Raw genomic sequence first — 22,891 nt, forward strand, 5'->3', positions numbered from 1 at the left:
ATTACACTAAAAGTAAAAATATCCAAACTAATGGTGCGGCAATCAATAGGCCATCAAAACGATCTAACAAGCCGCCATGGCCAGGCAAGATATTGCCGGAGTCTTTTACACCCAAGGTACGTTTCAACATGGATTCGACCAAATCACCTAAGGTGCCAAATGAGCCGATGATTAGCCCCATGATCATCCATTGCCAAAGTGGCAAAACGGGATAGAATTGAGATAATAAAGCAGCAACCCCAATGGCGAATGCTAAACCGCCTAGAAAGCCTTCCCAAGTTTTATTGGGAGATATACGTTCGAATAGCTTGGTACGACCGATACTTCTCCCCACCAGGTATGCACCGGTGTCATTACTCCAAAGCATAAATAGAAAGCCCAGTGGAATGTGGGCGTGGTAAGAACCTCGAATAAAACCCAACGCCACAAAACAGAAAAAAGGAAAAGCAGTATATAACAATCCCGTTAATGTATAGGATATGTCATGGAATGGCTTTGCGTTTCCGCGATAAAGCGGCACAATAAATATCAGGCTAATACAAGGAATAATGATCGCGGTATAACGGAGCGGCAGCGCCTCGAGATGATGTAATCCCAATAGGAAGCCTAGTAATATGGCGCTAAAAATACCGACCCCGGTGACTGGAAGTACGTCTTGCTGCTGCCGAACCATACCAAAAAATTCATACAAACACCACACGCCGACCGCAGAAAAAAAGATAGTAAAGACAGTAGCTCCAGAAAGGGCAGATCCAATCAGGACGGTGATAAATACCGCTCCTGTGATGGCACGTTTTAGCATTAATCGATCGGATTATTGGATTGTTGTTCGATGAGTTGTAGCGCTGTTGCCTCGTTTTCCGCCTGTACATAAAGCTCTACGTTACCAAAGCGGACATATACATCTTGTTTGTTGACCACTACAGCCGGAATGTCATTCTCGATAAGCATCTGTCTTACAATTTCTGCTTCGACGACAATGCTATACGTATTAATTTTTACCCAGCCTGGTTCCATAGTTCGGATTTTAATTTTGATGATTGCCTATAAAAATACCAACCTACCACGACACTCGCAATTAAACTCACAAAATAAAGGCTAATATGATAAGGGTCGTCTGTCATCAACTGCTGATAAGAATAGCCTTTTGTGGTATAGTAAAATGCCACGAGTACTACACTAGCATTGTTTACAAAGTGTGCCAGAATCGGAATCCAGATATTGTTAGTTAAGACCAACATGTAGCCAAATATGGCGCCTAATAGCATTCTTGGGAAGAAGCCAAAAAACTGGACATGGATCGCAGAAAAGATAATAGCCGTAGTCCAAATAACGACATGTTTGTTGCTAATCCAACGACCTAAAATATTTTGCAAAGCGCCGCGGAAAAAAAACTCTTCGGCAATAGCCGGTAGTACTGCAATAACAAAAAGATTTAATGCTAACCCTGATAGCGAACTATTCATCACGAGGTTTTCGGTCAGTAGTGCCATCTCATCTTCTTTAGTACGCATCCAACTTTCGACGACATGCCAGGACTCTGGAAGCTGCAGATGTCTATTCCATTCACCGAAAAGGCCTAAAATTGGACTGAATGCCACTAAAAATAATACAGCCAATCCGTAGGATAGCGTCGGTGTAACACTCGACATAGGTAAGTATTGGATGTTACTTTTTCGTTCTATGTATTGAAGGATAATCGGAGGTAATAAGAATGTCGATACACTGCTTGTGGCAAGCATTGTGTACATTAACCCGGTGCTACCTTGTCCAAGTGACAGTGCATCTGGCCCGCTTCGGAGTAACAGGCCGATATTTTCAAAAATAGCCGTATAACCAAAGAGAATAATGAGCTGAAGAACGAAGGAACAAAGCAATACAAATCCGACGAGAATTAAAAGAGAAACACCGGGAGAATTAGCGGGCGATTTGGGCTGTTGCATGTTTCGAAAATAAGGAAAATCTTTCAAAAAAGGGGCTGTCTACTAGAGTAGACAGCCCCTGAATAACGTATTTATAAACAGCGTTTAGTTGACCCGGATTGGATCAGCTGGTTTCTTCATCTCTTGGTAAGGATAGGTTTTCATCTCTTCTAACAAGACATTGATGGTACGCTCCAATTGAGGGTCTTTGCCATCCAGTAAATCTTTTGGCATTTGCTCTACGAAAATATCGGGAGCCACTCCCTCATTTTCAATGATGTAGTTGCCTTTCAGGTCAAACACGCCAAAGTTAGGAGAGGTAATGCTTCCACCATCTAAAAGCGGTGGATAACCAGAAATACCTACCAAAATACCCATCGTCGTGCGGCCTACTAATTTGCCTAATCCTTTGAACCGGAACATATACGGCATCATATCACCACCAGATCCAGCATTTTCATTGATGATCATCGCTTTAGGACCATAGATTCCATTACCTGGTGTGGTGAAGCTGCGCCCGTCGCGAATTCCCCATCCAGAGATCAACTCCCGGGATAATAGGTCGATCACGTAGTCGGCCACGGAGCCACCGCCATTATTTCGTTCATCGAGCAATAAGGCTTTTTTATCCATTTGAGAGAAGTAGTAGCGATTGAAGGAATCGTAGCCTTCACGACCAGTATTTGGCATGTACACATAGGCGATTTGTCCCTTACTCGCGGCATCTACTTTCTGACGGTTTTTCTCCACCCAGCTTTGGCGACGTAATCCAACTTCATTGGCGTAAGAAATTGGCTTTACGATGACCTCTCGAGCGCCATCGGTGGAAGCTTTAGAGTTGATCTTCAGCGTCACTTGCTTATCGACGGTATAATCAAATAAGCTGTAGATATCCTTGTCTGCAGTAAGATCCTGTCCATTGACGGCCAAGATATAATCGCCTTCTTTAATGTTTAGACCGGGTTCTGCCAAAGGCGCTTTGAATGATGGATTCCAATCCATGCGTGTGTAAATCTTAGCGATGCGGTAACGGTTGTTGCTGATTTCGTAATCTGCACCTAGCACGCCAGCAGATACCGATGGGGTAGAAGGCTCATCGCCAGGATAGATATAGTTGTGCCCAACCACCATCTCGCCCATCATTTCATTGAGCAGATAGCCCAGATCCGAACGGTGATTAACATAAGGTAGGAACTTTGCGTATTTCGTTTTGGTGGCATCCCAATCTACTCCATGCATATTCTCCACGTAGAAAAACTCCTTTTGCATGGCCCAAACTTCGTTGAATACCTGATCCCATTCTGCTTTGGGGTCTACCAGCTGCTGCACATCATCAATCTTCAATTTTTCTGGCGTACCTGTTGGTTTTTTGCCAGCATCTACGATGTAGTATCCTTCCGAATTACCATATAGCATCTTTTTCCCATCTGCACTAATCACGAAGTTATAGGCATTGTCAATCAGATTTTTTTCTTCGAGCTTATTCAGGTCGTAGGAGAAAATACTGCGTCCTTTTGTATAGATGAGCATGTTTTCTACCAACCCGCTCAATTGGCCTACGCCCGGTGATATAGAAAGCGCGACAATACGGTTATTGATTTGGTCAAAATCAACTTTGATGTCTTTCGTTTTCGGAGTTTTGCTTTCCTGCTCGTCGCTTTTCCCATCCTTTTTATCGGTATCATCCTTTTTCTTACTGTCGGTGTTTGGAGTTTCCGGTTTTACAGTTTCTTCATCACTTTCATTTTTGAAGATGGAAGGTGTGTCATTGGATAATATAAAAGCATAGGTGTTATAGGCCGGGCTGCGATCATAGGCTGTCATGTGTAAACCGGAGTTTGTTAAGCCCGTGTTGGTACTGGCTTGGAACACAAGGTATTTGCCGTCACGGGTAAACACCGGTTGGCGTACAGCGCCCATGCCATCGGTGATCTGCTGTGATTGTTTGGTGTCGAGATTGTACATAAACACGGCTGTAACACCGTTTGGCAAGGCTTTAACGTATGAAATCCACTTAGAATCAGTTGACCAATTTGGCTGGAAGTGATTGTATGTGCGACCAGTATGAGATGCCAAGTAATCATCGTCTACTTTTACACTGGTTTTCGTGTCGATGTCAATATAATAGAGATTAAGGTGTGCATCGTTGTAAAATAGCTTCTTGCTATCTGGTGACCACGCTGGTTGAAAGTAGAATGCGGTTTCGCCTAGTTTGATGTAAATAGGATCTTTTTCTGCTTTCTGATCGCGAAGAACTAACTCATATTTTCCATTTTTGTCGGAGATGAAAGAGATCCATTTGCCATCTGGCGACCAAGCCGGAAAACGCTCGTGTGTGCCTGGAGAATTGGATAGGTTACGTGCATCGCCTTTCTCTTTAGGTACAGAGAATATTTCTCCTCGTGCCTCGAATAATGCACGTTGGCCGGTGGGAGATAGGTTTAGACCTCGAATACCATCTTTCATCTTCACATAATGTGGACGTTTGTACATCGCATCTGGATAGATCTGAATGGCCAATGGTGTTATAGATTTCGAACTGGTTTGCAGTAAGTTGATCTTGCCATTATACTCAAAGACCAGTTCGCTGCCCTTGCCTTGTAGTGACCGTACGTCGTAATCGGAGAAGTTAGTTAGCTTTTCAACTTTTTTTGTTTTTATGTTGTAGCTGAAAATATTCACCGTTTTATCCCTGTCGGACAAAAAGTATACATAGTCGCCTAACCAAACAGGTTTTACATCGTTACAGTTTTCGCCCGGAACGATTTCTACCTGGTGGGTTTTAGAGTCAAATATCCAAATAGATGGCATACCACCACCACGATAGCGCTTAAAAGCGACGCGATCTCTTTCGGTGGGATCTCCATTTTTGATATAAGCCCAGTATCTTCCATCTGCCGAAGGCGATCCTTGATACGCTTCGGGCATGAGTAATGGTTGGTCTGTGCCCTCGTTTACATTGGATTTATATAATCGCGATCCTAGAGAATAATTGAACTCTCTTGAGGTAGTAAAATATACTTCATTATTGTTTAGCCATCCGCGTACGACATCGGAAGCCGGGTGATGTGTTACCCGACGTGGTTCGCCTCCCTGAATGGGTATTACATAGACATCCGTATTGCCGTCATAATTACCCGTAAAAGCAACTTGTGAGCCATCTGGTGAAAAAATGGGATTCTGTTCTACACCTGGATTTATAGTCAGACGACGAGCATTTGCTCCGTTTTTGTCTGCTAGCCAGATATCTCCGCCATAAACAAAAGAGATATGTTGATCGCTTATGCTTGGATTGCGCAACAGAAGCGTTTCCTCTTGCGCATACAAAGCCGCAGCCTGTCCTGCCAAGAGGGCCATAAAAGGGATAATCTGTTTTAACATATATAAGGGTTGGTTAATTAAAGCGCTAAATATAACAAAAATAGCCGATGTCATAAATCGACATCGGCTATCTAAAGTGGTTTCTTGTTTATTTGTTCAGCAGCACCTAATCTGCTATAACAATCACTGCGCGACTCAAGCGTGGATCATCATAGTACATATTATCTACTCCACCTTTGTATTCTTTTATTAGCTGTGTTGGAGAAACATTAAATTCACGTACCAATACATTGTATATTGCTTCAGCACGTTCACGGCTTAGGCGTTCGTTGATTTTGGTTGTTCCGGTACCTTTATCCGCATATCCTGTGATGCTGTACCTGATGTTTGGATCACCTTCCTTAATCATATCAGCAAAGAAACTTAAGTTTACGCGGGCGTCATTGCTTACGATGCTTTTGTTGATTTCAAAAGTTACTAATATCGGAGCCACCAAGGTATTGCGCTCAATCTGCACTTCAGTAATGGTAGGTGATTTCGCTTCTGCTAGTTGTTTTCTCAAGTGGTCATTGTCCTGAGCCAATCTGTTGACAGCGCTACGTAAGGCGCTAAGATCTTCTTCGTTGTATTTAATAATGGTTGTCTTAGATTGATCCCATCCTCTTTTCTTACCAAAGTTGTATTTGATACCCACTGTTGCGCTGGCTACACCGTCGTCCATGCGACCTCCGGTCTCTCCACTAAACCTATCAGCAACCATTGAACCACGTACGTTTAATGTTAGTTGAAAAGCTTCGCTTAAGCGAAAAGTATTTAAAACACCGATACTAGCACTTACATCTCTTCCACTGCCCGGGTTTTCTGATCTGTATTTGGTGACCATCATGAGCCCCAAGCCAGCATAAGGGCTGATTTCATAGAAGCGATCGGAGCGGTATCCACCTAATAAGTTGTTTAAGTTGAATAAGACATCCCCACGAAGATGGATAAAATTTACTTCCTTACGCTCTAACCAATATCCTTCCCAAGGTAGCTTGTCGTATGGTCCAACGGCATAACTGCCATTTTGTGTGAGGCCATTTAATTTGAAGCCATTGACTCCCAAGCTTACACCGATACCTGGCGTGAACCATTTACCCACATACGCTTCAAATGCAGGGGTGAAACGATCCCCTAATTCCATATTTCTGTTATGGTCAGCATAAAAAATTTGAGCACCCGCACCTGCACCGATAAACCAGTTTTGGAAGAAACGATTGGTTTCTACTTTGTATTTATCGTCGTTAACAATAGTGGTTGTGTCGCGCCGAATTTCATAAGTTTGGGCTGAAACGGACAGATGCGTCACAATTCCCAAGATTAAAATAAAGGTATACTTCATTGCTGTTGGATGTTTTGGTAAGGTACACTAGTTCTTTTGATGATCGCAGATAATGCCTAGATTCCCTTTTAACCCAAATATTATCTGATAATTCCGCTGCAAATATATTGATCAGTGGAGATAATATTGTCTTTTTTTTGCAGTATGTAGTCAAAATACTACAAATGTAAGTTATAGTTAAGTTTTTTTTCGTTATATGGGGAATTTTTAAAAAATCACCTGATTGTTTGGGGGATAGTATGTTGCTGAAGATAGGGTGCTAGCGGACTATCGTAACCAAAGGATATAATTTGCTGAAGATCTTCGCTAAAGTCAAAACGGAGATCCTCGTGAAGTTTTTTCCACTTGCCAAAGACGAATTTGATGCGAGCCGCGAGATACTGATGTAACTTGTGACTTGCGTGTAGGTGACTTCTACCAATCACCAATGCAAACCGTTCCGTAACTTCCCTTAAAATTAGCATCCTAAACTCTATTTCACTAAATGTGTCTTTGGTTACTTTTTCATGCTCATTCACCAATCCGTTCGCTTGACGCACTAACTTACTCAATGCGATAATACTACCGGCTGTTGCATTGTTTGCTGTGTTTTGAGCAGCGTCTGAAAATAATAATTTCAATTGTGTTCGCAAGCTTTCTACACGTAATTGCAGGTCGCTCTCATCTTCTAACAGTTGAAAGTGTAGCCTTTTAATCAGTAACTTATCTTTATTAATCAGACGCAACAGCAGTTTGTCCTTTTCCTTGTTCGGGAGAGATAAAATAGCTGATTTAAGTTCTGGTTGTTGATGTACTGACATGCGTTAATCTACCAATGGATTATCTTGGAGATATTTTTCCCAAGCCCAGGCAGATGCCATCATCTCTTCGATCCCGAGTTCGGCTTTCCAACCTAGTTTTTCGGTCGATTTGGAAACGTCTCCCCAAACTTTGACAATGTCGCCATCTCTTCTTGGTCCGATCTCGTAATTTAATTTCTTCCCGGATGTACTTTCAAAAGTTTTAATAGCTTCTAATACCGAATAACCCACTCCGGTACCGATATTAAACACATCGTATTTTCCGGTAGGATTTCCTTTTTCCAATAGTCTGATCGCTGCCACGTGCGCCTTGGCCAAATCTACCACATGGATGTAATCACGCACGCAAGATCCGTCAGATGTATCATAATCGCCCCCAAAAACCGTTAATTTCTCTCTTTTGCCAATGGCAGTTTGTGTAATAAATGGGAGTAAGTTTTGCGGTACACCTAATGGTAACTCTCCAATCATAGCGGATGGATGGGCTCCCACAGGGTTGAAGTACCGTAGAGAAATGATCTGATAATTGTCGTACGCATTGGCGGTTTCGCGTAGCATTTCCTCTGCGATTTGCTTGGTATTTCCATACGGTGATTCAGCAGTCTTTACAGGGGCAGACTCTGATACAGGCAGTTCATCCGGTTGCCCATAAACGGTACAACTAGACGAAAAAACAAAATTTATCGGAAGTTCTTGATAGGCATTCAAGAGGTTGATTAAAGAGAAAAAGTTGTTGTGATAATATTTTAATGGTTTGAGAACAGACTCACCAACCGCTTTAGAAGCAGCAAAATGGATCACACCCTTAATGTCTGGATTGTGATCGACGAATTTCTTCACAGCGGCTTCATCGCACAAGTCGAATTGGTGAAACTCTGGGCGATAATCAATGATTTTTTCTATCTGATCCAATATACGGATACTGGAGTTTGATAGATTATCTACGATAATAGGTGTGTACCCTGCTTGGTATAACTCTACAACGGTATGTGAGCCAATAAACCCAGTGCCGCCTGTTACTAAAATCTTATGCATCTCTTTTAAAATATATTTGGGTAGTTTCTTGTAAAACTGTTTTATCCATCGTTTGATAGTGATCAATCGTTTTCCTTAGGCCATCTGTGCGATGCACTTTGGGATCCCAACCGAGGAGCTTTTGTGCTAAGGCAATATCAGGTCGTCGTTGTTTTGGATCGTCAACCGGCAAAGCCGAATATACCAACTTTGAAGGACTCTCCGTGAGTTGAATAATTTCTTGAGCGATATCTGTAATGGTAATTTCGTCTGGATTACCGATATTGACTGGTTCGGCATAATCAGAGTGAAGCAAACGGAAGATGCCTTCTACGAGATCATCTACGTAGCAAAATGAACGTGTTTGCTGGCCATCACCAAAGACAGTCAAATCTTCTGCTCGTAAGGCCTGTGCAATGAACGTTGGCAGTGCACGGCCATCGTTCAACCGCATTCGTGGACCAAAAGTATTGAATATACGCACAATGCGAGTTTCTACACCATGAAAATTATGGTAAGCCATTGTCATAGCTTCCTGAAAACGTTTGGCTTCATCATAAACACCTCGTGGCCCCACCGGGTTAACATTTCCCCAATAGGTTTCTGCTTGTGGCGAAACCAAAGGGTCGCCATATACCTCAGAAGTAGACGCCACCAGTATTCTTGCTTTTTTTGATTTGGCCAAACCTAAAAGATTGTGGGTGCCTAGAGAACCTACCTTGAGCGTCTGTATGGGTATGCGCAGATAATCTACTGGACTGGCAGGCGAAGCAAAGTGAAGAATGTAATCCAGATGCCCAGGAATATGCACAAACTTGGATACATCGTGCTGATAGAATTCGAAATTAGGAAGCTTGAAAAGATGTTCGATATTGCGTAAGCTACCCGTAATAAGGTTGTCCATTCCAATCACCTGATAGCCTTCCTGAATAAACCGATCACTTAGGTGGGAACCCAAAAAACCTGCGGCGCCAGTAATGAGTATGCGTTTAGGAGGAGCTTTTTTCACTGTATTTCAACCCTTGTTGTTTGACAACGAATATAGGCATTATTTCTAGGGGCTGGAATACATATGCTGGAAAATCTCTATCTTAGTGGACTCCAAAAAAAGTGAAAGACAGGAGTATGCTATGGACATAGATTTTGTGATCACCTGGGTAGACATGAACGACCCAATCTGGCAGGAAAGCTTTGCTAAACATTCGGGAAAGATCAACAATGCAAAGAATGAAGTGTCGGAAGCGCGTTTTCGAGATCATGGGCTCTTAAAGTATTGGTTTAGAGGAGTCGAGCAGTTTGCTCCGTGGGTGCGAAAGATTCATTTCGTAACCTGTGGACAGAAACCAGAATGGCTCAATGTTGATCATCCCAAGTTAAACCTGGTACATCATGAAGACTATATTCCACCTCAATTTTTACCTTTATTTAATTCAAGTGTATTAGAAGTGCATCTGCATCGCATTCCCGACCTTGCAGAGAACTTTGTATATTTTAATGACGATTTCTTCATCATCAACGATTTAAAACCTAGTCGGTTTTTTAATAACGGCGTTCCGCAAGACATTGCCGCTTTCCGGATGAATATGGGTATGTCTTTGTGGAGCAAGTGCTTGAAGAATAATATTAGACTAATCAATCAACGTTTTGATAAAAGCGCCATCATGAAGCGGGATCATGCTAAGTGGTACAATCCGATTTACGGAAGTAGGGCGAGGCTAACCTATCTGCTTTCTTGGTATAATAAATTCATCACTTTGCGGACTCCGCATAATGCACAACCTTATACTAAGACTACCTTCGAAGAAGTTTGGAATTATGCGGAGAAGGAGTTGATGGAGATGTCGGAGCATAAATTTCGCTCGCCGGAAGATTTTACGCAGGAATTGTTCAGAACCTGGCAGATTTGTCAGTCTAATTTTGAAGCTTACAATACCTATCAAGATACGAAGATGTTTCCGTTGTTGTTTCGATCCAAGAAAGCAATTAAGGCGATCAGAGAGCAAACTTATTCACTCGTCTGTATTAATGACAACGAGCACATGCCGAATTTCGATCAGACCATGATGGAAATCGAAAAATCATTCGAAAGCATTCTACCAAAGCAGTCGCAGTTTGAGCTTGCTGACCGTTTATCATAAATAAATTTAGAATATCCTTATATGACGCAAGGGCCTTTGATTTCTGTTGTTATTCCCGTTTTTAACGGGGAGCAGTATGTCAAATCGTGTTTGGAAAATATGTTTGCACAGAGCTACAAGAATCTGGAAATTATAGTGGTGGATGACGGTTCATCTGACCGCTCCGGTCAAATTGCGTTGCAATATCCAGTAAAGTTGATTCGTTTGGACGAAAACCGAGGCTTGTCGGCAGCAAGAAATACGGGTATAGATGCGGCTTCGGGAAGCTACATCCATTTTATGGATGTAGACGATGGCATCAATCTGGAATACTATCAGCAAATGGCTGATGCGGTGATGGCAACTCAAGCCGATATTGCCTGTGGTGGTATGCTCAATGAGAAGCATAGCTATAAAACCTGGCGTTTTAAAAAGCAGGTGGTGTATCACTCTGCGAAAGATAAGCTAAAGGCGACATTTGTCGGTAAATGGGGCTATGTTTGGCGTTATTTATTCCGTTTAGATTTTATCAAAGAGCAAGGTTTGCGTTTTGAAGAAGGACGTTTTATTGAAGATCTGACTTTTTCTCTTCCAGCAGTTTATCACGCGAAAAGTTTGGTCGTAGTGCCGGGTGCAGAGTACATCTACTACCATCGCGAAAACTCGATTATGAGCAAGAAAGATAAAGCACATAGAGAGAAAAGACGGATAGATTGGTCACACGCGAAAGCATTTAGAAAAGAATTTGCCCGACAGCACAATCTCAAAATCCCGGGAATAGATACGGGGAGATTCTCTTATTTGTTGCGAAAGGTTTTTCTGAGATAAAATAAAATTGTAGCTATTATTGTACTGTTGCCGAGTATCTAATTCATTATCTTGGCGTTTTTCTAACTCTATGGTTAGGTTTTGCTTTGTATTGTAATGATAAATAAAATTAAGAAATTACTCGCTAGTGGCCGACTTTCCAAAAAGCAATGGGCTGCGGGTCGGCGGAAGCTTGTCCAAAATAAGCAAAATAAAATAGCTCGATTTTGGAGTCCAATCATGCAGAGGTATTTTGCAGATGAAATACTTAAGAATAATCTGGGAGTTAAAAGCAATTTAAGAGGGAAAAAGATTGTATGGCAATACTGGGGTCAAGGAATTGATGAGAACCTACCCGAATTAGTAAAGATATGCTTTGAGTCTATAGATCGCTATTGTAATGACTATGAGATAATCAGGTTAGATGATAATTCAATCAAGGGATATATAAATCTTCCAGATTATGTGTGGAATGATATCGGGCAACCCAAGTTCAAGCATGTTTTTTTTTCAGATCTGCTCCGTTTGGCCCTGCTTCAAGCATATGGGGGTGTCTGGATTGATGCAACCATTTTATTGACTGGATCATTACCAAAGCAATTCCAAAGTATGGATTTCTTTGTCTTTCAGCGCGATGACAAAGTATTTGATGAATCAAATTGGCCAAGCCCTGATATAAAATATTGGTCGTCCGATCCAAAATTTAAAGTAAGAATGCTGACTAGCATTATGTTCGCAAGGGTTGAAAATATATTGGTACAAGCTATGCTTGATCTTATATTATATTATTGGAAGACTCAAAATAGGATACGCCATTATTTTATTCTTCAAATTTTGTATAATGAGCTTGTAAATGGTAGGTTTAAAGATGAAAAATGCCTTGTCGTATCTGATACCTATCCGCATTTATTGCGATTGGTTGTCGATGGGCACGAAAATTTTATTAAATCTACTAATCTGTTAGATGTTACGTCTATTCATAAGTTGACCTATCTAAATGAAGAACAGATGAAGAGGCTCAAGGATTATTTTAGAAATATTGGCAGAGCAAATTTTATGAAAGATCTAGATTCATAGACTACAAGCCGCCGAATTGGCGCTATATTATTGAAAATGTTTTTTGAACAATTTAATTATTCTCGCGAATGTCTGATACTCCTGTTATCTCGGTGATTATACCAGCTTTTAATGCGGCAGCTTATATAGCTCAATGTATTGAAAATGTAAAATATCAGACTTATAAAGATATTGAGGTGTTAGTAATTGATGATGGTTCAATTGATGAAACAGTTACAATTGCGAAATCTTTCAATGTTAAAGTTATTAGTCAAGGTAATAATGGCGTTTCAGCCGCCAGAAACACAGGTTTAAAAAACGCGGTAGGTCAATACATACATTTTCTAGATGTAGATGATCTTATTAATCATTGTTTTTACGAAGAGCTTTTGAATAGTGCCTCTACTTATAATGCCGATGTCGTTTGCTGTAATGTTTACCATGAAAAATCTTCATCTTGGTCGCACGAAAAGACTGGGATTTTTGTAGCTTCCAATGTCGAAGATAAGATGATGTTGGCTAAAGTAGGAGAAGATGGACACTGTTTTAAATACCTGTTAAAAAAACAATTTTTATCAGACCATGCCATTTATTTTGACGAAACTCTTTCTATTAGCGAGGATTTGGTGTTCTCTATTCAGGCCGTATACTCTGCTAATCGTGTAGTTTTGCAAACAAGGGCTTTGTATCTCTATAAACACAGAGCAAACTCCACACTTGCTCAATTTAATCGTGGTAAGCGTGCAGATCGTAGTAGAGAATTAGCACCAGTGAGAGAATTCAAGCAGTTCTTCAAAAATAAATTTGAGATCTATAACCTTGGAGAAGATCACGGTATTGATACTATATATTTCATTCTAAGTATACCTTTTGTGAGAAAAAGAGAACTCAAAAATGGCCTCGTAAAATGGTATTTCTGCGGAATATGTGTGGTAAGGAAAAAAATTATATAGCATAATATCAATACACTATATGCACCTGCGGGTTTTTAACTATTCAGGGAGTGAAATTGAGGTGAAATTTCCGTAGTCCAGCACATATTTAATCCAATTTTCAAAACTGTATTTGTTTTTGATGAAATCATTTACAATCCTATATGGTTTTTCGATGAATTGTCTCAAATCGTCTGCAGTAGTATCCTCTGTCCAAATAAAAATATTTGAGGTATCATAAAATTCGTATTTGCTGATTTGTTTATTAGTGGTTATTATTTTTTTATCGAATGCTAATGCTTCAAATATTCTAAAGGAAAGACCAGTATGTCCCTCAAATACAAGATCGACAATGATTTTAGCGTTGTAGGAGTTACGTATATTTTCCTCAAATGAGATCTGTTTATTGGTCACAGATAGTGCACAGGTTTTAACAATGCGAGCCTTGCTTGAATTTATTATAAATTTTGTATTCAACCCTAGAATCGTGCACTGTTCAATCATTCTTTCCAAGGTATTAATTCTTTTTGGTTCATAGCTGCCTGAAAAGTATATATCAATCAAGCGATTTTTGTCCTCCAGCTCTTTCCTTGAATACGACGCAGGCCCAAAGTTTGTCACTGGTAAAACACCATCAAGACTTACATCTGCTGGGTTGAAGGTAAAAAAGCTGTCGAATTTAGCAATAAGAGGATAAGTCGCTGGATATCGATCTAACCCGTCCCATTGGTAAGCAATTACTTTCTCTGCTTTAGTATGTAAAACATCAATAAAAGAAGACGAATACGTATCTGGTCTGATGAGCAGTGCATAATCAACCTTCTTGACATCTTTTAAAGATGCAATTAATTGTGGCTCAATCGCCTTAAACATAAGATACTGCTTATAATGTGGTCGATTTCTAAATGTCTTGGCTATAAAACTTTTTGTATGTTGGAAGATGTTTTTATACCTAAACTTATAATAATCGTAAGAGACTTCAATAACTTGGTCAAAGCCCAAATGGTATAATTCTCTTTTTAAAAAATCGTTGATCTTAAAGTATTTTGGCGCTCCCAAAATAATGGATTTGCCCTTGAAATTGTCTCTCATTAAGCTAGTATTTGTATATAAAAGCATGACTGATTTAACTAAAGTAACGTTAAACACAGTGTGTTTGCTACGCGTCCATACTGTTTACACAAGTATTTAAATAAAAACATATTTTACTTAAATAGGTTTTTATTAGATAGATCGCCTTAGTTCTCTGGTAAATTTATTGAAATATATTCACCTTCATCAAGAACATATTTGATCCAATTTTCAAATCCATACTTTGTTTTCAGAAAATCGCTGATAGGATTCACGGGGGCGTCCAGAAATCTTTTTAAATCCTGAATATCAGATTTTTTAGACCAAACGAAGATATTATTGGCGTCGTAAAAATCATACTTTAAAATTGCTTGGTTAGTCGTAATTACTTTTTTGTCAAATCTTATAGCTTCAAAGATTCGAAAGGATAATCCACTGTGTCCAGTAAAAACTAGATCAATGACCACATCAGCATTATAAGAATTTTTCATGTTTTCTTCAAAAGTGATAAACTCTCTAGTTGTCGTGAGATTATATTTTTTATTTTCACGCAGTTTCCAAGCATTTAGACGATATTTTATGCTTTTACCCAACTTAAAAAGCTGACTTAAAATTTTCCCTAATACAGCGGCTCTTTTGGGGAAATATGATCCAGAAAAGTAAACATCTGTAATTCGTTCACTATCGAAAAGCTCTTCAGGTCTGTAGGATATTGGGCTGAAATTAGTCACAGGTAATACCCCATTTCCTTCAAGATCAGCTGGATCGAAAAAGAAAAAGCGATCGAACTTTTGAATCACATCATTTACGGCTGGAAAACGTTTAAGACCATCCCATTGGTAAGCAACACATTTTTTTGATTTCTTTTTAAGCACATCAATGTAAGATGGAGAATAAACATCGGGTCGAATTAAAAGAACATAATCTACATCTGGAAGTTCATTCAGCTGTTGAATCAAATCAGGTTCGATCTGTTCAAATCTAAGCAGTTGTTTGTAATGTGGTCGGTTGCCAAAATTCTTTTTACAGAAACTTTTGGCATGTTGCCACAAGTTTTTGTATTTGAATTTTTGGTATTTAAAAGAAATTTCAAAAACAGAGTCAAAACCTACATTTCTTAACTCTTTAATTATCATTTTGTTTATCTCAAAGTCTTTTGGAGTTCCTACTATTATTGATTTTCCTTGAAAAGTTTTTATCACGCTGTTCGAATGAAGTTAATATTTAATCTTTGTAAATTAAACGGGATTTTTTCTTAATAGTTACAGAGTTAAGTAAATAGATTTATAAACGTTACGCAGTAGCGGTTACCTATAGTTGATGCTATTCCCTCCTTAGTTAATCTACATTCAAATTCGAAGATACCATATTTTTCCGCTAAAGCTTATACAATATTTTTAGCAATAAGATTAGGAAAGTTTTCTAAGAGAATCTCTCACCCCAACCAATCCTTAAACGCTCCAACTAGTTCTCGACTAACGATTAGATCCGGATTACAGAAGTTGAATAACTAGGCAAGTTGCTGCGTAATGTTCTAGGTTCGGTTAAAAATTACTAATAGCATGTTTTTATAAACTGGTTCTTTTTATTCGCCTCATAGGTACGCGATTAGTAGAGAAACTAAAATTAATTTTCCTTATACAAGTATAATTGATAAATTTGCCCGACTTAACTAACTAAAATGAAATTAAAATTTATCGGGGCGTTTTCGCTTCTAATTACCATTGTTGGATGTTCAGTGTCTGAAATTGAAGGCTTAAGTAATCAGGATCAAGAACAGAGCGAAATCCAAAAGAGAAAAGCAACAATCAGCAGAAGTGTTATGGCGGTTTCTGATAACGGACCTACAAACTTGATAGGTCATGGATACGACGCCACTGGATTATATGCAAATAGATTATCTGCTAAGTTAGCTGTGATCGATGTGCCGAAATATGTTGCTAATAATAGATCCAGATTCGTAGATAATGTTGGTGTGGATGATGATTTTAGATTTATCATAGCTAACAATGCCGAAAGCTACTCTGATTCATTGTCAATAAGTATAAATAGCGGGTTTGGAATTAAGAAGTTATTCAGAGCAGAGATTAATGCCTCATTTGGTGGTAGTTCAGCCTATCATGGAAGTAATTCTTTAGCGAGTGCCAATAAAAGGATTTACATGAGAACATTGCGATTAGCTACTACATCTGATGAGCTTAGGAATAATTTTTTAAGTGAAGCATTCAAGCAAGACGTTTTAAGATATTCTCCCAAAGATCTAGTAGATTTTTATGGAACCCACGTTTTAACGCATATACATTTGGGCGCTAAGTTCAGTTTGGGATACAAAACTGAAACCAGAGCACACAATAAGCATCAGTCAGTAGCGGCGGGACTAGCACTTAATGGATTGGGAAAAATTTGGAGCGTAAATGTTAATTATGCATATAGTTCATCTGAAGCTAAGTATAACTCTGAGCAACGAGTTAATTACAGATCTATTGGTGGTGATGGTAGTAAAGGGCTAATCGGTGAAATATTGTTAGACGGAAAGACTCCTCAGAAAATAAATATTAACGAATGGCAGTCTACGGTAAATGTTCAAAATGCGGTCTTGATTGAGTATGGTGATAACGGAATGATTCCTTTATATGAATTTATTTCAGATCCGACAAAAAAGGCTCAAGTAAGAAGTTACCTGGAAAGCTATATTAATGCAAATTCAACTAAAATTACTCTGAACAAGATTCCGATCTACAGATATTACTTCTCTGGTTGGATGGATCACATCTACGATCCTCAAGCTAACGTTAGAGACTATGATCCCGTATGGCAAAAAGAAGATAGAATACCATTTTATGCGTATAATTATCCTGCACCGAATTCAGTCCCAATTTATAAGTATTTTATAACAGAATATAAATCACATGTTTATTTTCCTGATCCATACATTCACCAAAGAGCACCTGGTGTTCTAAATGAGGGGATAATATTTTACGCCCCTATTTCTTCTGTATATAGTGCAGTTCCTATTTATAAACATTATAGCTCAGATATGAAAAACCACATCTTTGAACAAGGCAATTATTATCAATGGTGGATTAACGAAGGTGTAGTATTTCACGCGTTTCCAAATCCATAATATGTTAAACTAAGGTGGTTTTAAGCCCATGTATTTAAATATGCTTGGGCTTTTTCAATAGCATATTAATGCTTGTTTTCTGCAAAAAGGTGATCTTGGTCTTGCCATTAAGTTTTGGATTTCCAAAGGGGGTAAAGTTTTCTTTTCATGTTAAGATTTTGATAAGATATCAAGTGAAATATTATGGTGATGATTTCCATAAGAAATATGCTAATCCATTTTTGTTATCTTCTCCTTTGTGATCTAAATTATTACCGTAATAGTATTTCTTACGTAGAGGAACGTGTTGAAAATCCTGTTTTTCACTTTTTTTCTGATGACATGTCTTGATGCAATGAACATTTTTCACATTTGGAATCCTACTTTTTTGAGCTCAATCAAGGCAATGATAGGTATGTTGATATGCAATTGATGAGTTTGTGTAATCACCAAATTATTTCTAATAATACGTTTAGTTGGTGGGCAACTTGGTTGAATACTTATTTAGATAAAGTGATTGTAGCTCCTAAGAATTGGGCAAATGATGCTAGTGTAAATACCTCTGGTTTAACCAAATTTTTTGTCACCATATAATTAACTCACCCCAACCATGCTTTAAAATCATTTACGCGTTCACGGCTTACGATGAGATCCGGATTAGCTAAGTTTTGAAGTGTCACTTTCAATCGGGAATTGGAATGAATAGCAATATCCCGAATACCATGTAGCTGAATAATGTAGCTGCGACTGATTCGGAAGAAATCTTTTGGATTTATCAAGCTGGCTAGTTGATCCAATGTGTGATCAATCAGGTAATCATGTTCGTCGATCGTGCGTAGATATGTACCACCATGTGCGCTGTAGAAACAAACGATCTTATTGACCTCAACAGGTCGCAGAAACTGCCCGATTTTGACCGTAAATCTATCTTTGTATACCGTGTGGTTTACACCTAATAAGCTTTTGATGGTGGTAAGATCATGTCTGATAGTAGCTTGAGATACGTATTTTTTTATCGCATTGATCAATTCACTTTCCACAATTGGTTTTAGGAGATAATCTACGCTGTTCTCTTTGAAAGCGCGCAACGTATATGCATCAAAAGCCGTCGTAAAAATGATGGCAGAAGGAATACTGCTCTTTTCTAATAAATCGAAAGCAGTGCCGTCGGATAGCTGTATATCCATAAATATCAAATCGGGCGCTTGGTTTGCTGCCAGCCAAGCGTCTGCTTCTGCAACAGAATGCACCAAATTCACCTGCGGATAACCTGCTTTTTCTAGTTTTCGCTGTAAAAGGCGGGCTGCAGGCTTTTCGTCTTCGATTATTAAGAAGTGCATGGGATTATATTTTAGGCATTAATGGAAGTGCTACTCGGAATATTCCGTCGTTTTGCTCGATGTGAACTGATCTTTCCGTTAGGCTTCGATACCGTTCGGTAATGATTGATAATCCTAATTTATTAGATTCAACAAAAGAATTCCGCGGTTGTAGATTGTTTTCCACGACCAAATAATCCGAATCACTGTAGATTTTGATTTGCAGTGGGCGAGCATCCGAAGCTTCGTTGTGTTTTACGGCATTCTCCAATAATAATTGCAGACATAGTGGCACCACAAACTTTTGCTCTCGCTCCAAGCCTGCTTCTATTTCGTAGGTCAATGCACCTTCAAAGCGGATTTGTAAAAGATAAAGAAATTCCTCGCCGGTTGCCAGTTCTTCTCGTAATGGAACTAGATCTTTATCTTTTTGACTCAACATACTCCGATAAATCGCCGATAGACTGTTTGTGTAGCGAAATGCCTTTTCAGCATCTTCCTCAATCAGACCGCTCAGTACATTTAGGCTATTGAATAAGAAATGAGGATCTATCTGATTTTTAAGATGAATGAATTTCGTTTCCGAAAGGCTCGACTTGGCTTTTTCTGTCGTGATCTGCGCATCTTTCAATGCTTTTAATGCATTGAAAGCATAAAATATACCGCCAGTAACCAATGCAATGGCAGCACTCAAAATATAAAATTGCAAAGATTCTCCCATCAAGAAGTCCATAGGTTGATAGTTCGACTCGCTTCCGAAAATCAAGAAACGCACAATGAATAATACCACAGAAGTAACTATCGGACTTGCACAGAGATACACAAAGAAACGGTGCCATCTCTTTTCAAGGTGCTTTTGCAATGCTATGGCAAAATTCTTGTTGATTATGTACAATGATGTACTCAGGAATAAGGTGAATGCCAACCATTCTACCGGAATATTCGAGATATTACATCCGCATTCCTGCATAGAAATAATCAGCATAATCACCAATCCGAAGAGCAATGATATGAATAAATCGGGAACCATTTTTCTGGCGTTCACAGTAGGTTTTTGTTTGGTATTGATTAATGTTGTTTTTGCATCATAGCTTCGACCCGATCTTTACCCCATGAGGGATAGAAAGGCTCTTTGTGCCGATCGTTGTCATATAAAGATAAGGCTTTCTCTAGGTCTTTGTACTCGTTGTCGGTGTTGCCACCCGTGAATTTTTTGGTTTGTATCTGAAATTCTGCTAATCCGTGTAATGCTCTAGGATTTTCGGGATCCGCTTTCAATGCTTGTTGATAAGATGCGATGATCTTTGGAGACAATTTCTGTCCTAGATTCATTGGATCTGCCGTTAACTCCGATGTAATCGATAGCGCTTTGAGTACCAGCCATTCTGAAGGTGAACCAATAGAACTTTTCTGCGAAATGATAGCATTCCCACGTTGTATGAATAGCGCCTTTTGACTTATATCTGTGGCGCGGAATGATTCTGTAATCAATATTAAAGCTTGATAATAAGCCGGTAGCCAAGTTTGTTTATCTGCCGCCGCAATGCGTTCTAATTTTGCGGCAGCTTCTGTGCTATGGCCTTTTTCCCAAAGTTCTAACGCGTCGCTCATTGATTTTTCATAAGGGGTTTGTGCAAAGCCATTATAACTGCATAAAATTAATAAGGTGATCATAATTACTTTCATATGTGCCATGCTTTTAGAGATTAAGTTTGCTGTTAAATTGCTAATCGAAAACTACGGATTTCGAGACAGGAGATAAAGGCGATCTTAATGAACTGTAGAATTCGCTGGATGAATTGTAGGAATAAGAAGTTATAAGTTGTCCAGCTGGTTGTCTTTTTTGTTCTGACTGATCGTCCAAAAGAACCCTACAAAGACGAATCTTTTCACCGTAGGAGTGATGTCCTGTCGATTAAATACGCCTTCTGCGTTTCTATTCTGTGCATATTGATAGCCGTATACCGGTTCATTCCCTAAAACATTGGAGATCGCAAAATGAATAATCTTTTGTTGTGTGATCAGATAAGACCAGTTCATGGATAAGTTATTTATTGGTTTGGTAAACTCTTGTACGTAACCCCTTTGATTCGGGTCGTGAAATGGCCGGCCTGACATCAGGGTATTGGTGATTCCAACCTGCGAACGCAGCGTACTGATCCAATATTTTGTCACGAACGAACCATAATGCTTCGCTACATAAGGCGGTTGTACTGCGAATGCATAGTCTTGTTCCCACTTACGAGCATTTGTGAATGAGTAGGAGATCCAATATTGTAGATTTCGGACAGAACGGTTGTCTCGCCAGAATATATCGGCTCCATTGACGGACCCATAACCGTCGGTACTGTATGGGCGGGCAAAATTCGGGTCACCACGCTCATAACGTACCAGTTGCCCATACGACTTGTGAAACAATTCCAATCGCAACTGTCTTCCAGTCGCCGCGTAACTGTACTGTAGTACCAGATGATCTGCTTTTTGCCATGGCAGGCGGGGTTGAAATTTCTGTACATCCTCCATAGGCTGCTGATGAAAGATGCCGTAAGATAAGGACGCGGTTTGCTGTTTATCCAACTGAAAGCTTAATGCGGCGCGCGGTTCGAGAAATGACACCGCTTGGGTATTGATCATGTAGCGCAATCCAGCATCCAGATGCCATGTTGGAAAAACGCGGTAAGAGACTTCTCCAAAAGCGGCAGCGATATGGTTTGTAAAACCGAAATGTGGTGTTGTGAATTGGCCGAAGGAAATCTGCTCCTGATATTTCTGATAAAAGTAGTCCAATCCAAAGAAATAACGGAATGAATTATTTATGGATTTGTGCCATTTGTTCTTCACGTGTAAGTCGGTTGCTCTGATTGGTGTTATCAAAGTGTCCACCGTTGTTTTTCTTTGCATGTATCCTAACCCTAACCCCAAATCCCACTTCCAATTTTTGGGTAAATAGCGCGTATAATTAGCGTTTGTATACATGTTATTGGACCGAAGTTGTATTTCAACATCCCGTTCGAAATCCACGTTAAAGTCTCTAAATCCTAACCTTTCGGTATCAAAAGAAGTGTATACATTAAGTAAGTGCTTTTCCGACCGTTGCCGAATCACTGCCTCTCCACTCCATTGTTCATAAGGATGTATCCAGTCTATATTCTGGCGAAATATTTCCGTAAATGGTGCTAAAGAAAGGTAATTTGCATTGAAGCTGATGGACGTCTTCCCAACTCGGCTGGTATGGCCTGCCGCAAGGCCCAATGCAGATAAAGACAAATCTGTTTTTGCTTCTTCGGGCTCAGGCGATGTTTTGAGATTTAAAATACTGGAGAGTGCGTTGCCGAACTCGGCAGAATACGCGCCGGTCGAGAAGTTCGTGCCCTGAAAGAGCATGGGAGAGAATCGCCCACGAACAGGTAAATTATTGCCCGATATGGTATAGGGTTGCCCGACTCGAACACCATTAATATAGGTTTGTGTTTCGTGCGGATCGCCTCCTCTCACCATCAGTCTTCCATTCTCGCCAGCCACTTGGGCGCCAGGCAATGTTTGCAAAGCCGCGATGATATTGCCCATACTGCCGGCAGTAGATACAATGTCTAATGGGCTGAGCGCTGCGCCACTTTGATTTCCAATCCGAAATTCTCCAGCTTTGACAAGAACTTCTGGAATGATATGCTGATCTGCCGTCAGGAAAATGACCAATGGCTTTGATAGCGGTAGTTGCAGCCAAATAGAATCTTGGCTATACCCCAAGGCCGTTACCCGAAGCAGTATGGAGTCTCTTTGTGTTGTGCTGAACCGGAAGTAGCCTGAATGGTCTGTGTTGGCACCATCATAACTACCGTCGATAAATACATTGGCCCCCGCTATAGCCTCTCTTTTGGAATTTTGGACATAACCTTCTAGAGATCGGAGATCGCCTATTTCTTGTGAATAGGTGTAAAAGTTGGCAAAGAGGAATGTGAAAATAAATATAAACCGCATGACACATCGTTTTGACCGAAATTAGGCCACGATGCTTCGAACGACAATAAAATGTAGATGAACTGTTTAT

At 39.7% G+C, this 22,891-nt stretch carries 20 protein-coding genes; 6 read left to right on the forward strand and 14 right to left on the reverse strand.

What is annotated here, in order from left to right; translation table 11 throughout:
• Position 1: 1 nt before the first annotated feature.
• The 8 genes from M8998_RS11635 to M8998_RS11670 all read right to left on the reverse strand — a co-directional run bounded on the left by M8998_RS11635 (position 2) and on the right by M8998_RS11670 (position 9,447).
• Complete coding sequence (locus M8998_RS11635) at positions 2-802, reverse strand: phosphatidate cytidylyltransferase (protein ID WP_249992984.1); 801 nt, start codon at positions 800-802, stop codon at positions 2-4.
• Entirely contained in the window at positions 802-1,017 is a 216-nt protein-coding gene (locus tag M8998_RS11640; protein ID WP_249992986.1) for a putative signal transducing protein, read from the reverse strand. The genes M8998_RS11635 and M8998_RS11640 overlap by 1 nt, the downstream gene beginning before the upstream one ends.
• Complete coding sequence (locus M8998_RS11645) at positions 999-1,943, reverse strand: CPBP family intramembrane glutamic endopeptidase (RefSeq protein WP_249992988.1); 945 nt, start codon at positions 1,941-1,943, stop codon at positions 999-1,001. The genes M8998_RS11640 and M8998_RS11645 overlap by 19 nt, the downstream gene beginning before the upstream one ends.
• An 84-nt stretch (positions 1,944-2,027) precedes the next feature.
• On the reverse strand, positions 2,028-5,303 hold the full coding sequence (locus M8998_RS11650) for a S41 family peptidase (RefSeq protein ID WP_249992991.1): 3,276 nt from the start codon (positions 5,301-5,303) through the stop codon (positions 2,028-2,030).
• 106 nt (positions 5,304-5,409) lie between these two features.
• A complete protein-coding gene (locus M8998_RS11655) occupies positions 5,410-6,624 on the reverse strand; it encodes an OmpA family protein (protein ID WP_249992993.1) in 1,215 nt (404 codons plus the stop codon).
• A 215-nt stretch (positions 6,625-6,839) separates the two neighbouring features.
• Positions 6,840-7,424: a hypothetical protein gene (locus M8998_RS11660; protein WP_249992999.1), complete on the reverse strand. Its 585-nt coding sequence runs from the start codon at positions 7,422-7,424 to the stop codon at positions 6,840-6,842.
• 3 nt (positions 7,425-7,427) lie between these two features.
• Positions 7,428-8,459 (reverse strand): UDP-glucose 4-epimerase GalE, encoded by a 1,032-nt coding sequence (galE, locus tag M8998_RS11665; protein ID WP_249993001.1) that lies wholly within the window; start codon positions 8,457-8,459, stop codon positions 7,428-7,430.
• Complete coding sequence (locus M8998_RS11670; RefSeq protein ID WP_249993003.1) at positions 8,452-9,447, reverse strand: UDP-glucuronic acid decarboxylase family protein; 996 nt, start codon at positions 9,445-9,447, stop codon at positions 8,452-8,454. Before M8998_RS11670 ends, galE begins: the two co-directional genes overlap by 8 nt.
• A gap of 121 nt (positions 9,448-9,568) precedes the next feature.
• On the opposite strand from M8998_RS11670, the gene M8998_RS11675 reads away from it, so the two are divergent.
• From M8998_RS11675 to M8998_RS11690, 4 genes are all read left to right on the forward strand, one after another.
• A complete protein-coding gene (locus tag M8998_RS11675) occupies positions 9,569-10,576 on the forward strand; it encodes a stealth family protein (RefSeq protein WP_249993009.1) in 1,008 nt (335 codons plus the stop codon).
• 21 nt (positions 10,577-10,597) lie between these two features.
• Entirely contained in the window at positions 10,598-11,383 is a 786-nt protein-coding gene (locus M8998_RS11680; protein WP_249993014.1) for a glycosyltransferase family 2 protein, read from the forward strand.
• Positions 11,384-11,479: 96 nt separating this feature from the next.
• Positions 11,480-12,439: a capsular polysaccharide synthesis protein gene (locus tag M8998_RS11685; RefSeq protein ID WP_249993015.1), complete on the forward strand. Its 960-nt coding sequence runs from the start codon at positions 11,480-11,482 to the stop codon at positions 12,437-12,439.
• A gap of 68 nt (positions 12,440-12,507) precedes the next feature.
• On the forward strand, positions 12,508-13,371 hold the full coding sequence (locus M8998_RS11690) for a glycosyltransferase family 2 protein (RefSeq protein WP_249993017.1): 864 nt from the start codon (positions 12,508-12,510) through the stop codon (positions 13,369-13,371).
• A gap of 39 nt (positions 13,372-13,410) precedes the next feature.
• On the opposite strand, the gene M8998_RS11695 is transcribed toward M8998_RS11690, so the two are convergent.
• Together M8998_RS11695 and M8998_RS11700 are read right to left on the reverse strand one after the other, a co-directional pair.
• The gene (locus M8998_RS11695) at positions 13,411-14,442 is read right to left on the reverse strand and encodes a WaaS/CpsH family glycosyltransferase (RefSeq protein WP_249993019.1); all 1,032 of its coding nucleotides are present in this window, start codon (positions 14,440-14,442) and stop codon (positions 13,411-13,413) included.
• Positions 14,443-14,588: 146 nt separating this feature from the next.
• Complete coding sequence (locus tag M8998_RS11700) at positions 14,589-15,623, reverse strand: WaaS/CpsH family glycosyltransferase (protein ID WP_249993021.1); 1,035 nt, start codon at positions 15,621-15,623, stop codon at positions 14,589-14,591.
• 479 nt (positions 15,624-16,102) lie between these two features.
• Between M8998_RS11700 and M8998_RS11705 the strand changes: the two genes are divergently transcribed.
• Both M8998_RS11705 and M8998_RS16365 read left to right on the forward strand, forming a co-directional pair.
• On the forward strand, positions 16,103-17,545 hold the full coding sequence (locus tag M8998_RS11705; RefSeq protein ID WP_249993023.1) for an MAC/perforin domain-containing protein: 1,443 nt from the start codon (positions 16,103-16,105) through the stop codon (positions 17,543-17,545).
• A 351-nt stretch (positions 17,546-17,896) separates the two neighbouring features.
• On the forward strand, positions 17,897-18,118 hold the full coding sequence (locus tag M8998_RS16365; protein WP_502957368.1) for an alpha-1,2-fucosyltransferase: 222 nt from the start codon (positions 17,897-17,899) through the stop codon (positions 18,116-18,118).
• A 5-nt stretch (positions 18,119-18,123) separates the two neighbouring features.
• On the opposite strand, the gene M8998_RS11710 is transcribed toward M8998_RS16365, so the two are convergent.
• From M8998_RS11710 to M8998_RS11725, 4 genes are all read right to left on the reverse strand, one after another.
• Entirely contained in the window at positions 18,124-18,864 is a 741-nt protein-coding gene (locus M8998_RS11710; RefSeq protein WP_249993025.1) for a LytR/AlgR family response regulator transcription factor, read from the reverse strand.
• A 4-nt stretch (positions 18,865-18,868) separates the two neighbouring features.
• Positions 18,869-19,888 carry a sensor histidine kinase gene (locus M8998_RS11715; protein WP_249993027.1) on the reverse strand — a complete coding sequence of 340 codons (1,020 nt, stop codon included), beginning with the start codon at positions 19,886-19,888 and terminating at the stop codon, positions 18,869-18,871.
• Positions 19,889-19,911: 23 nt separating this feature from the next.
• Positions 19,912-20,529, reverse strand: coding sequence for a hypothetical protein (locus M8998_RS11720; RefSeq protein WP_249993029.1), 618 nt, complete (start codon positions 20,527-20,529; stop codon positions 19,912-19,914).
• A 129-nt stretch (positions 20,530-20,658) separates the two neighbouring features.
• Complete coding sequence (locus M8998_RS11725; RefSeq protein WP_249993031.1) at positions 20,659-22,821, reverse strand: TonB-dependent receptor; 2,163 nt, start codon at positions 22,819-22,821, stop codon at positions 20,659-20,661.
• Positions 22,822-22,891 lie beyond the last annotated feature (70 nt).

Source organism: Sphingobacterium sp. lm-10 (assembly GCF_023554555.1).
Taxonomy (GTDB): domain Bacteria; phylum Bacteroidota; class Bacteroidia; order Sphingobacteriales; family Sphingobacteriaceae; genus Sphingobacterium.